Source organism: Alteromonas sp. ABD4_190 (assembly GCF_056160105.1).
In genome coordinates this window covers 2,436,343-2,447,904 of sequence record NZ_JBSWWN010000001.1, presented here as the reverse complement: position 1 = coordinate 2,447,904, position 11,562 = coordinate 2,436,343, and the positions used below count along the sequence as shown (strand labels likewise).

Genomic DNA, 11,562 nt, shown 5'->3' with positions numbered 1-11,562 from the left:
CATTCCTGCATTCCCACGCTTTGCTAGGAAACTTACCAGGGCCTTCTGGGTGGGCAATCATCTATGCGGATTGGTATTGTTCTTAAATATCGGACAAAAATTTAGAGCAAAAAAAAGCCGCTCTAGGAGCGGCTTTTTTCAAATACGTCAGCGATTACGCTTCAGCAATGATGATCACTTTGATTGAAGTGATAACGTCAGAGTGAAGTTGTAAGTCGATGTCATACTCACCAGTCTCACGAAGAGTACCAGTAGGTAGTTTAACTTCTGCTTTTTGTACTTCAACGCCAGCTGCAGTGATTGCATCAGCGATGTCACGAGTACCAACAGAACCAAACAGTTTACCTTCGTCACCAGCAGGAGCTGCGATTGTAACTTCAGCAAGCTCAGCAATTTTCTCACCGCGTGCGTTAGCAGCAGCTAGTTGCTCAGCAATTTTCGCTTCAAGTTCAGCACGACGTGCTTCGAACTTTTCAACGTTGTCTTTAGTTGCAGGAACCGCTTTACCCTGTGGGAAAAGGAAGTTACGAGCGTAACCAGACTTAACAGTCACTTGGTCGCCCAGGCCGCCAAGGTTGGCGATTTTATCTAGTAGGATGATATTCATCTTAGCTAACCCTTATATTCGCCAAATTACTTGTGTGAATCAGTGTACGGAAGCAACGCAAGGAAACGTGCGCGCTTGATCGCAGAAGACAGCTGACGCTGATATTTTGCGCTTGTACCAGTAATACGGCTAGGGACAATTTTACCGCTCTCAGTGATGTAGTTCTTAAGAGTAGCGATATCTTTGTAATCAATCTCAGTCACACCTTCTGCAGTGAAACGGCAGAACTTACGACGTCTGAAAAAACGAGCCATGGGTGATCTCCTTAAGCGTTGTCTTCAGTGGTTTCAGTTTTCTTTTCCGCGCGATCTTGGCGAGGAGCAGAATCGTCACGACGCTCACGACGAGGCTCTTCTTTCATCATTGGAGAAGGCTCAGTCACAGCAGTCTTAGTGCGCATAACCATATTACGTAGGATCACGTCGTTGAAACGGAAAGCATTTTCCAATTCATCAACAGCTTCTGCAGACGCTTCAGCATTGATTAGTACGTAGTGGGCTTTGTGCAGCTTTTCAATTGGGTAAGCCAGTTGACGACGGCCCCAATCTTCTAAACGATGAATCTGACCACCGTCTTGCTTTAGGATTGTGGTATAACGCTCGATCATACCAGGTACTTGTTCACTCTGATCAGGGTGAACCATAAATACGATTTCGTAATGACGCATTATAGCTCCTTACGGTTGTAGCCTCGACAGTACAGCCGACTGTATGGAGACAAGGAACGAATTGGGATGGCTGTAAGGGCGCGCATTATACGCAGTAGTTACTAATTGCACAAGCATTAATCACCTTTAGAACAATCATTTGCCCTTTCCCCAAACACTACGCTCAGACATTTAACCAAAATACTGTTTATTTATACAGTAAAATACTGTACAGTTTTTGTGTCTTTAATAAACAGGGGACCTACCATGGCCATTACCACACAGTATGTTGTTACGCACAAAGGGGTAGAAAAATTGGTAACTACCGACAAAAAAGAAGCCGATCAGTATGACAAAATGCTCGATGCAGCAGATAACCTTGCTGACTACATTCATGCGAAGGGCATTAAGCTAGACGATAGCGTAGTGGAAGAGCTCACCATCATGCTGTCTAAAAACAAAGATAAAATCAGTAAGATTTTCAAAGGCGCTACCGCAGAAAGCGTATTAGAAGATGAAAGCGCAGAAGTGGTAAAGCTACAAGCTAACGGCTGATAATTTAGGCGCACCTCTCTTTTGCGTCGTTATGATGAGCAATTAATAAGAGCAATTGCCGCTTTAGGCTGATGGCATCTGATAGCATAGCTATACGCAAAAATGTTATTTGATAACATTACCTCAACGCGGCAATGTATTTTCTCTGGTTTTTAACTAGGTGAACAGATGTGTCGCTTTTGCTAATGTGAACATAAGACGTAAATACAGGTCGGGCTTAGCGTGAATACCATTAATAAAAACAATAGCACTCACTCCCAGCGCAACGCAGTGTCAGAAGGGCGCAGCTCAGTGTCTGAAGAGCACAACGCAGTGAATAAAGGGCGCAACACAGCGATTGAAGTTAGCAATTTACAGTTTTCGTACACCAAAGAAAGTCCTCCCATCGTTGACATTAAAGCGTGGCAAGTTTCGCAAGGTGAACACGTTTTTCTTTCAGGGCCTTCGGGTAGCGGAAAGAGCACATTGCTCAATTTGCTGTGTGGAACGTTGGCACCCACCCAAGGTGACATAACTTTGTTATCGCAGCCATTCTCTTCCTTATCAAACCGCCAGCGAGACAAGTTTAGGGCGCGCAATATCGGCGTCGTCTTTCAACAATTTAATCTTATTCCCTACCTTTCTGTGGCACAGAATATTAATGCGGCGGTGTATTTTGCAAGTACAAACGTTAGCAAGGCAGCATCAGACGCAAAGCTTCGTCATTTACTCGACAAGCTACAACTCCCTTCACGGGTACTGCATGCTAAAGCCGATGCCTTGAGTATTGGCCAACAGCAGCGTGTAGCAATAGCCCGAGCACTCATTAATGACCCAGAGTTATTGATTGTCGATGAGCCAACTTCGGCGTTAGATAGCGACGCGCGAGATAGCTTTATGTCGCTGTTAAAAGATGTAGCAGGTGAGAGCACCATGATTTTCGTTAGTCATGATAAAGCCATGGAGAGCTACTTTGACCGTCATTGTAGTATGAGTGAATTGAGCCCAAGTACAAACCATGCAGTGTCTTCACTCGGTGGCATCGAGCAAGTACAGGAGCGTACATAATGCTAAGTACCATTGCTATTGAAAGTTTAAAGCGCAGAAAAGCCACGGCAATTCTCACGCTTCTAAGCATTACTATCAGCATAAGTTTACTTTTGTGCGTGGACATTATTCGAAGCCAAGTGAAAACCAGCTTTACGCGCACAGTGTCCGGCGTCGACCTTATTGTTGGTGCACCGAGCGGTCAGCTTAATCTACTATTGTCGTCAGTGTTTAATATAGGCACCCCCACTAAAGGTATTGAATATAAAAGTATTGCGGCGCTTCAATCTAACAAGCAGGTATCGTGGCTCATTCCACTATCTTTAGGTGATACTCACCGAGGTTTTAGGGTGGTAGGTACGACCAACAGCTTTTTCGACCACTTTAAATACGGGGACATGCAGTCACTACAGCTATCTGATGGAGCGACATTTACTCAGCCACTATCTACGGTAATTGGTGCTGATATAGCCGAATCATTGGGATATAAAGTAGGAGATAAAATTATTATTTCTCACGGCTTAGGCAGTGTTTCATTCAATAATCATGACGATCACCCTTTTACTATTTCCGGAATCTTAGATAAAACAGGCACCCCCGTGGATAAGGCTGTTTATGTCACTTTGCAGGGCCTTGAAGAGGCCCACACAGGGCCCAAGCATTCACCCACCTCAATGTTAGGCCGTAAATCTGCTGACAAGGTGAGCGAGCATGAGCACGAGCATGAGCATGAGCATGAGCATGACAAGCATACCGATGAACATGCTGCTTACAATAGCGAAGCGTTTACGCCTGAGTCTGTATCTGTGGTGATGCTGGGGCTTAAACATCGGGTAACTGCGCTGCAGTTGCAGTATCAAATTAATCAAAGTAAAAAAGAGCCGTTAATGGCTATTCTGCCGGGTATGGCACTCGCTGAGCTTTGGCAAATTATGGGAAATGTAGAGTCGCTATTGCTTGGTCTTTCCGGTCTTATCGTCATTTGCGCGCTAATTGGGTTAGCGACTATGCTACTTGCAACTATGCGTGAACGTTATCAAGAAATCGCTGTTTTACGCACTATTGGCGCCGGACCATTTACTCTACTACTGCTAATTCAAATTGAAGCTATGCTGCTTACTATGTTGAGTGCCGTACTAAGCTTAGGCTTGGTGGCTGGGCTTATGAGCGTACTAAAGCCTTGGTTAAGCAGCACTTATGGACTGTTTTTGAGTAGTCCACTGTTTGGGCAAAGCAGCGTTATTATCATTTTGCTTATATTAGGGTGCACCTACTTAGTTTCTCTTTTCCCAGCCGTTGCTGCCTATAAACGCGGCTTACATGCTGGACTGAATACAAACTAGACAAAACCAACGCGTAGGAGAGTGTTACTCTCCTACCCGCTTGTCTGTACTGAAGCGCAAAATAAGCTCATGAACTTGATTTACCGTAGCGCGTAAATCGTGGCTCGCTGCTAGCGATGCCTCAGATGAACGCTGGGTTTCAGACGCGCCGTCAGCGACTTCTACTAACTGCTGGTTAATATGCTCTGCCACCGTGCTTTGTTCTTCTACCGCTGAAGACATCTCTACCGTGGCATCCGCGATACCTTTCACTGCATTGTTAATTTCAAACAATGCACCTCGGGTTTCTTCTACTATAGCGCTGCCGTGCTCTGCTGAAGCTAGCCCTTCCGTCGATACCCTAACAGCGCGGTCAGAACGCTCAGCCAATTCTGTAATAATGTTGTGGATTTTGTCGGTCGATTCGCGAGTTTTCGAAGCTAAGGTACGAACTTCATCAGCAACAACCGCAAAACCTCTTCCTTGTTCGCCAGCCCTTGCAGCTTCAATCGCAGCGTTAAGCGCCAACAGGTTAGTTTGCTCTGCGATGGTGGATATAATGTTGGCCGCTTCACCTATATCGCTGGTTGACTGAGCGAGTTCAGTTACTGTTGTCGAAATTGACTCAACAGCTTCGCGTAAAGCAACAATGGCCTGCATGGCTTCTTCTGCTTTTTGGTTACCTGTTTCTACGTTGGCCGCTGCTATTTTTGCACTTTTGGCATTACCTTCAACCCGCTCAGCAACTTCTTGGATAGCTTGGCTCATTTGTGTAACCGCGGAGGCTATTTGCTGAGTAGCTTGGTTTTGCTGAACAACCGCGGCACTGGTGCTTTCCGCTTGTTGATGCGTGGTGTTAGCTATCGATTCGAGCCCCGCTGATGCATCTTTAATTCGGGTTAACGCCGTGCGATTTCTGGCAAGTTCGCACCCCAGTGCAAGTTTGGCTTGGCTTATGTGAGGGGGGTCTGGGAAGTAGGTTTGTGCCACCGTTTCATTAGCGTAGCTTTCTGGGCTAAGAGAAAGCAGCGCGCCCCAGTCTTTTCTTGTCTTGGCTTCTTGAGCAATCATTAAAACTATAGCTCCAAGCAGCGCAATGCCTGCCGCTGTCCAACCATGGGTAAACGCGAGTACTAAAACAAGTAGGGCGCTTAACAGTATTGCTGGCGCCATGTGCATGAGGCCTTGCCCCAGTCGCGACATCGGTGATACCGCAGATTTTCCTTCCTGCATTCTGGCGTAAACACTAGATGCGCGTGCTATTTCGTCATTTAACGCCGGCACTCGAACAGATTCGTACCCCACAATTGTTTTACCTTCATAAACGGGAGTCACGAATGCCGAAACCCAGTAGTGATCGCCATTCTTCCTTCTGTTTTTTACTAGTCCCAGCCAGCTTTGCCCAGACTCTAAAGTACGCCACATTTCTTTAAACACGGGCGCTGGCATATCGGGGTGACGAATCAAATTATGGTTTTTTCCTATTAATTCTTCGCGGGTAAAACCACTCGCTTCCACAAACTCACTATTGCAGTGTTGGATAACCCCACGCTTATCGGTTGATGAAATAAGGCGGTGGTGGGATGGAAACTTATACTCTTTTTGGGTAACAGGCTGGTTATTTATCATTAAATACTTTCTCCATTTTGCAAAGTACTCATCCGTAGAGCATAAAACCTTTGCTTTCTCATAAGACTAGAACATAAACAGCTGCTGTCTAGTTCAAGAAAAAAAATAGAGAAATTTTAATTTTATCAAACAGTTATAAAAGCATTCATACTTTAGGATAATGGCAGTACGACTGACACTTTTGTGCCTCTGCCTTCAACACTGACAATATCTATCCTGCCATTATGCTCCTCGACAATGGTCATGGAAATTGACATACCCAGCCCTGTGCCCTCACCTGGCGGTTTGGTAGTAAAAAACGGAGTGAACACTTTACTAAGCGTTTCTTTTGACATGCCCATACCTTCATCTTCAACGATAAGACAGACACTGCCACCCTCCTTCTGTATTTTTAGTGTTATGCCTTTCCCTTCCGGCGTGGCATATATCGCATTGGTTAAGAAGTTTACAAGTACCTGCTGAATTTGCCCGGAGTTACCGTTAAAGAAGGCATCTTCCTCTGGTACTTCAAAGCGCACCGTATTGCGATAACGATGCAAATTATTGGTGAGCTTAATCGCTGTATTCATGGCTTCGATAGCGCTAATTTCAGAGTGCTTGCCCGAGCCTGGATAAGAAAAGCTTCTTAACGCTTTCACAATTTCGATTATACGCTCAATACCTTCATGAGACTCATCAAACATTTCCGCAATTTCGGTCGCACTGTCTTTAAGGGAAAAACGCTTTTCAAGCGCCATAAAATGCGCGGCAACTTCACCACCTGCTTTTTTACAAAGACTACCTATTTCCTCAAGCGCACGCTGATAGTCGTTAAAAATATCTTTTGCAACGACAGTATTACTTCGCACATAACCAATAGGGTTATTAATTTCATGAGCGATACCTGCGGCTAGCTGACCTAGCATAGCCATTTTATCAGCACTGACTAATCTTTCTTCAAGGAAATCCCGGTCCTTTTTCACGTTACTCAGTTCTACTTGCCTAGTATTTAATTCACTTTTCTTATTTTGGTATCGAGACGTGATATTGAGGTAATGCTTCGTGGTATCTAATACGTAAAGCGTTTCTTCTTCCAAATTATCGTCTTTGGTCAATAATACTAGCCACGTATATTCCCCCCGCGACATTTCATGCATAAAGTGAAGTAAGCGAGACTCTGTATCTTTTTCCGGCTGTATTACTGCACTAACACACCAATGGGAATAGCTTTCTCGTAAATCTAGTGGCGTTTCCTGCTTGATAAATTGCGCTAACGCGGGGGACGTTGTCCAGCCTTTCCCCTGAACCAGCACACTATCATCATTGCCAATAATTAGTTCACCATCTTTAACGGTAAAGGCTTTGCCACAAAACGCACCGCTAAATTCTACGGCAGATTCAAGCGCCGAAAATATGTAACTTTCCCCGGATGTCGCTTGTGTAAGTTGTGAGGCCGTACGGTTGAGGTAAAGAAGCTCGCGCTCTCTTTGTTTAGAGTCTTTGAGTGCTTTGCGTAATGCTTGATTGGCAAGATAGGCGTCTTGGGAGTAGGTTTCTAGGAAAGATTCAGCGTTTTTGCGTGCAACTTTTTGGCGTTTAAGCTGTCGCTCTAGCGAATTAACACGGGCCTCAAGCGCACGAATACGTTCGTTTTCGGTGGAATACGATGTTTCACTCACCTTAAAGCCCTCCAATGTGCGTGCCGCGTGCTAATGCGCACGCCTTATACTAATACTTCAGCACAAAATAGCCTAACTAGCTAATCGGTCAAGAAGCATCATTACACGCTCGCTCGCCTGTTCCATTTCTATCAGTTTAGCATCTGCCTCTGCATTATTGCCTGCTTGTTTTGCTCTGATAGCTTCAACACCACTTCTATGTACTTTTGCATGTGGCGCTTCAATCTCTCTAAAGGCTGTCGTCTGACCGATAGGATTGGTTACATTTTCACTATACCATTGCCCTAAACGACAACTCGCGTGATCACTAAAGTCAGCGACTGATTTGTTACTAAAGCCACAGAGCACTTCGTAGATCCCTGCTTTCCACACAACGTGATCTAACTTTACAGTTTGAATGAACGTAGTCATTGCGCCTTCGCTGATGGTGGTCTTCATGCTGTCGCAATGTTGCACCATAGTCTCGTAACTATTATTCAGCTGGTTAATGCCAGCTTCTAACTCTTCATTGTTACTACGCAGTTCATTAACACCCGACACCGCTTTCGATGTTGATTGGATAATGCCGTTTACAAGCTCTGATACTTCTGTTGCAGATTTATTTGTCTCAGTTGCCAGCGCTCTTACCTCGTCAGCTACCACACTAAAGCCTCGTCCAGCATCACCAGCACGGGCGGCTTCAATCGCTGCATTCAACGCAAGCAAGTTAGTTTGATCAGAAATACTGGTAATAGTGGTTACAAACTTATTGATATTGTCAGCTGTCGTAGACAGTCCAGAAATACGCTCGCTCATACTTCCCATCTGAACATTCAGGCCGCTCATGTCAGATACAATCTTACTTAATGTAGAGGCCGATTCGCTAAACAAATCATTTATATCAACAATCGACTGACTTTCCGCATTAATTCGTTCATAAGAACCTAAAACCGTCTCACGGACACCCTCAACCTGTGACAGTGAACCTACTAAACATTTAACTACAGTAGCATTGGCAGATGAAACTTCTTCGTGCTTGGCAATCTCTAAAGCGGTAGTCAGCTCTGCATTTTCGGCTTCAAGCAAAGACACCCTGTCTAACGTTTCTTGAAGTCGCTTTTCTAATAGCTGAACTTGAGCTTCTTTTTCTTCGAATTTGCTGCGTGATACAAACATGTTTAGTTACCAATAATTTTTATAGAGTTATTTTGTTCAGACTAACAGAGGTTATATCGTCTTAGCCATTAGTCTGAAGTAGCGTTATTGTTTGATTATCGGCAGAAAATTATAAAACTGAGGGGATAAATTAAACTATTATCTCTGCTTTTAGTTAGCTGGCAGTAAATGAGGTGGTAGAGGCGCACGACGAGCGCTTTTTTTAGGGCCATACCACGTTGATAGATAATCTAATATCGTTGGTTCTGCCTCACCCAGTGACCACAGTTTCTGCGTTTCTTGCATCCAGCGAATAGTCTCAAGCCACCTTTCACGGCTCATGGCATTCTGAGTAATAAGAGAAGTCGAGTGACAGGCACTGCAATGGGCTAACACTAAGTTGAAGCCTTCTGCTTTTATAAGACCTGACTGGGGATCGACGTCATGCAGCACATGCTCTTTTGATGAACTTGTCATGCTGTTCGTATTATTCGTCTCAATATCGGCCGCTGCAACGGGTAGATGAAGGACTCCTACTAGGGCAATAAATCGAACCGTTATGCTAGCCATATCAATTGCCCCACTTAACATACATAAAATCTCGTACTCATATACCTACACCACACGCACAGCGATACGGTGACAGGCATTGTTCAAATACCCTTTTGGATTCCATCCAGGTAGCACCATAGGCTGAGACTTTCCATGCTCATCTTGTGCTTTAGCCCATACCTCGTAATAGCCCTGCTGAGGGAAGTTTATCTGAGTACTAAACTGCTGCCATGCGTGTCTGTTTGCCGGTACGTTCAGCTGAGCAAGATTCCAGGTTTGGCCAAAATCGATAGAGGTAAACACCTTGGCAATTTTGCCCTCACCACTCCATGCATGTCCCCGAACGGTTAGCTTTTCTTTAAGAGAGTGGTCGCTGCCAGACTTTGGAAAGGTAATAAGCGACTTAACTGGCATAGCTTCAATAATACACATGTCTTCGTCGGCAACTTCAGCGCCAGGCGCAACAGGTTTACATGGAACCCGATAGGCTTTTCCTAGCATTTTCGCGCCGTCGTGCACGCGGTCTCGAATTACTATTTTCTTAAGCCATTTCCCTGACGTTGATGCAGGCCAGCCACCAAATACCAATCGCAGCGGATAGCCGTTCATTAAGGGAAGTGGTTCATCATTCATAGCCCATGCGATTAACGACTCATCTTCCATCGCTTTGTCAATGGGCACGCCTCGCGAAATCGCCGCCTTGCCCGGTGTTCGGCTTAAGTGCTGATCGTCACCGTAATAACCAATGTAAACCGCATCATCATTAACACCCACGGCCTTTAAAACATCTTTTAGCCTTACCCCCGTCCAGCGTGGGCAGCCTACCGCGCCCGTTGTCCACTGGTTACCGGTAGCGGCCGGTGAGAACTCGGCACGCCCGTTTCCACCACACTCGAGCGTTAACTGATAGGTATAATGCTTAAATTGAGTTTTTAGCTCTTCAAGGGTAAAGGTTTTTGACTGTGCTGCAGACTCCCCTTCAATAGTTAGCGTCCAGCTATTTGCATCTGGTGCTTGCGGGGGAATACCGTTATTTCTCACGAAAAAACGCGAAGCGGGTGTCACTGCGTCATCTAACAAGTGTGCAGGAGTTTCTGCATTTAATGGTCTGTCATTAAGTACGGTTAACCCATCTTTACCTTTTATTGAAAAAGGTGTGTCAGCTTGGGCATATGCAGCGGGAATAAGACCCGCTGGCATAAATTGTCCGTACACCACTTCCGCACCGAGTAGCAAAGACAGTGATTTCAAACCTTTGATAAAGCCTCGGCGGGTTAGCTTATCACTGGTTCTTTGAAAGACCTGCTCATCGGCTTTTACAGGGTCTTTGGCATAAAGTTCGTGAAGACCTTGCTTTTTCACTTAGACCACCTTATCAGTACAAACGACTTTGTATTTAAAACATGCTGCAAAATGATGAACGGCCTTTACATGGCGTAAAGAAAGCCAAGAATAAGCAGTGCAATCCACAGGGTCTCAACCACTATCATGACTATGGGAAGCACGCCCACTTCGGCAAGCTTGCCCAAGTTTGATTTCATGCCGATAGCAGTAATGGAAACAACTAAAAAGAAACGAGAAACTTGCGTGCCTGCTTCAATCGCAAATTCAGGTAACGCCACAAAACTATTGAGCAACATTAATGCAATAAAACCGATGAGGAACAGAGGCATTTTAGGTACTTCACCGCCTTCTGCTTGAGTACTGGCTTTGTAGAATCTTTTTATCACAAGCATCATAATCAGTACCACCGGCATGAGCATGGCAACGCGCACCAATTTGGTAAGAGTCGCCATATCACCCGCACTTTCTGACACCGAGTAACCAGCCCCTACCACCTGTGCCACGTCGTGAATTGTGCCGCCAAGAAAAATACCAGCTTCAGTGTCAGTCATACCCAATTGACCCGCAATTATGGGGTAAAGCACCATGGCGATAGTGGACATAGCCGTTACACCAATAACGGTAAGTAATGTATCTCGCTCGTGGTTATCGCCCTTTGGCAGTATGGTAGAGATGGCTAACGCAGCAGATGCACCGCAAATAGCGACGGAGCCGCCGGTTAGTGCACCAAAGCGCTTTTGAAGCCCTAACGCTTTTGCCAAGACTACGCCCAAAACAATGGTAGTAAAAATGGCGCCAGCGAGCATGAGTGCCGTTTGCCAACCTAGCACCGCTAAGTCACCAAGGGCTATTCTTAACCCAAGTAAAACGACACCTGCGCGAAGCAATGTACTTGCGGTAAAGTCGATACCGCAAGCACATGGCGTATCGTTTTGGTATAGAAACGAAACCGCCATGCCTAACAGTAAAGCGAACAACATAGCAGGGGCATTGTAGTGCTCACTTAAAAACAACGCCGCCATGCCCGTGATGGTAGCAATACCCAGCCCAGGCCAAATGCTTTTACATTTTACTGCTATGTCATTCATT

Annotated in this window: 12 protein-coding genes; 3 read left to right on the top strand and 9 right to left on the bottom strand. The window is 45.3% G+C overall.

All coding sequences use genetic code 11. The features are described 5' to 3' along the window. Positions 1-154: 154 nt before the first annotated feature. Genes rplI through rpsF form a run of 3 tightly spaced genes read right to left on the bottom strand, consistent with a single transcriptional unit; the run spans position 155 to position 1,274 of the window. On the bottom strand, positions 155-607 hold the full coding sequence (rplI, locus tag ACXAFM_RS10790; RefSeq protein WP_202262762.1) for a 50S ribosomal protein L9: 453 nt from the start codon (positions 605-607) through the stop codon (positions 155-157). A 26-nt stretch (positions 608-633) separates the two neighbouring features. Beyond that, on the bottom strand, positions 634-861 hold the full coding sequence (gene rpsR, locus ACXAFM_RS10785; protein ID WP_012519954.1) for a 30S ribosomal protein S18: 228 nt from the start codon (positions 859-861) through the stop codon (positions 634-636). Between the two features lie 11 nt (positions 862-872). Further along, positions 873-1,274 (bottom strand): 30S ribosomal protein S6, encoded by a 402-nt coding sequence (gene rpsF / locus ACXAFM_RS10780; RefSeq protein WP_014951120.1) that lies wholly within the window; start codon positions 1,272-1,274, stop codon positions 873-875. Positions 1,275-1,520: 246 nt separating this feature from the next. On the opposite strand from rpsF, the gene ACXAFM_RS10775 reads away from it, so the two are divergent. The 3 genes from ACXAFM_RS10775 (at position 1,521) to ACXAFM_RS10765 (ending at position 4,177) form a co-directional block, all read left to right on the top strand. Continuing rightward, positions 1,521-1,808, top strand: a complete 288-nt coding sequence (locus tag ACXAFM_RS10775) for a YebG family protein (protein ID WP_014951121.1) — start codon at positions 1,521-1,523, stop codon at positions 1,806-1,808. A 222-nt stretch (positions 1,809-2,030) separates the two neighbouring features. After that, the gene (locus tag ACXAFM_RS10770) at positions 2,031-2,855 is read left to right on the top strand and encodes an ABC transporter ATP-binding protein (RefSeq protein WP_474829352.1); all 825 of its coding nucleotides are present in this window, start codon (positions 2,031-2,033) and stop codon (positions 2,853-2,855) included. Beyond that, positions 2,855-4,177, top strand: a complete 1,323-nt coding sequence (locus ACXAFM_RS10765) for an ABC transporter permease (protein ID WP_474834548.1) — start codon at positions 2,855-2,857, stop codon at positions 4,175-4,177. Before ACXAFM_RS10770 ends, ACXAFM_RS10765 begins: the two co-directional genes overlap by 1 nt. Before the next feature lie 24 nt (positions 4,178-4,201). Here ACXAFM_RS10765 and ACXAFM_RS10760 read toward each other — a convergent pair whose 3' ends face one another. The 6 genes from ACXAFM_RS10760 to ACXAFM_RS10735 all read right to left on the bottom strand — a co-directional run bounded on the left by ACXAFM_RS10760 (position 4,202) and on the right by ACXAFM_RS10735 (position 11,561). Next, the gene (locus ACXAFM_RS10760; protein ID WP_474834546.1) at positions 4,202-5,785 is read right to left on the bottom strand and encodes a methyl-accepting chemotaxis protein; all 1,584 of its coding nucleotides are present in this window, start codon (positions 5,783-5,785) and stop codon (positions 4,202-4,204) included. Between the two features lie 152 nt (positions 5,786-5,937). Next, positions 5,938-7,443, bottom strand: coding sequence for a sensor histidine kinase (locus tag ACXAFM_RS10755; protein ID WP_474829347.1), 1,506 nt, complete (start codon positions 7,441-7,443; stop codon positions 5,938-5,940). A 72-nt stretch (positions 7,444-7,515) separates the two neighbouring features. Continuing rightward, positions 7,516-8,598: a methyl-accepting chemotaxis protein gene (locus ACXAFM_RS10750; RefSeq protein ID WP_474834544.1), complete on the bottom strand. Its 1,083-nt coding sequence runs from the start codon at positions 8,596-8,598 to the stop codon at positions 7,516-7,518. A 150-nt stretch (positions 8,599-8,748) separates the two neighbouring features. Beyond that, entirely contained in the window at positions 8,749-9,147 is a 399-nt protein-coding gene (locus ACXAFM_RS10745) for a hypothetical protein (protein WP_474829343.1), read from the bottom strand. A gap of 45 nt (positions 9,148-9,192) precedes the next feature. Next, positions 9,193-10,491 (bottom strand): sulfite oxidase, encoded by a 1,299-nt coding sequence (locus ACXAFM_RS10740; protein ID WP_474829341.1) that lies wholly within the window; start codon positions 10,489-10,491, stop codon positions 9,193-9,195. A gap of 65 nt (positions 10,492-10,556) precedes the next feature. Continuing rightward, the gene (locus ACXAFM_RS10735; protein WP_474829339.1) at positions 10,557-11,561 is read right to left on the bottom strand and encodes a YeiH family protein; all 1,005 of its coding nucleotides are present in this window, start codon (positions 11,559-11,561) and stop codon (positions 10,557-10,559) included. Position 11,562: the final 1 nt, after the last annotated feature.

Excerpts from the sequence above, each read along its gene's own strand:
- rpsF (WP_014951120.1), bottom strand. The coding sequence starts at position 1,274 with ATGCGTCATTACGAAATCGTATTTATGGTTCACCCTGATCAGAGTGAA.
- ACXAFM_RS10765 (WP_474834548.1), top strand. The coding sequence starts at position 2,855 with ATGCTAAGTACCATTGCTATTGAAAGTTTAAAGCGCAGAAAAGCCACG.
- rpsR (WP_012519954.1), bottom strand. The coding sequence starts at position 861 with ATGGCTCGTTTTTTCAGACGTCGTAAGTTCTGCCGTTTCACTGCAGAA.
- rplI (WP_202262762.1), bottom strand. The coding sequence starts at position 607 with ATGAATATCATCCTACTAGATAAAATCGCCAACCTTGGCGGCCTGGGC.
- ACXAFM_RS10750 (WP_474834544.1), bottom strand. The coding sequence starts at position 8,598 with ATGTTTGTATCACGCAGCAAATTCGAAGAAAAAGAAGCTCAAGTTCAG.
- ACXAFM_RS10735 (WP_474829339.1), bottom strand. The coding sequence starts at position 11,561 with ATGAATGACATAGCAGTAAAATGTAAAAGCATTTGGCCTGGGCTGGGT.
- ACXAFM_RS10760 (WP_474834546.1), bottom strand. The coding sequence starts at position 5,785 with ATGATAAATAACCAGCCTGTTACCCAAAAAGAGTATAAGTTTCCATCC.
- ACXAFM_RS10745 (WP_474829343.1), bottom strand. The coding sequence starts at position 9,147 with ATGGCTAGCATAACGGTTCGATTTATTGCCCTAGTAGGAGTCCTTCAT.
- ACXAFM_RS10775 (WP_014951121.1), top strand. The coding sequence starts at position 1,521 with ATGGCCATTACCACACAGTATGTTGTTACGCACAAAGGGGTAGAAAAA.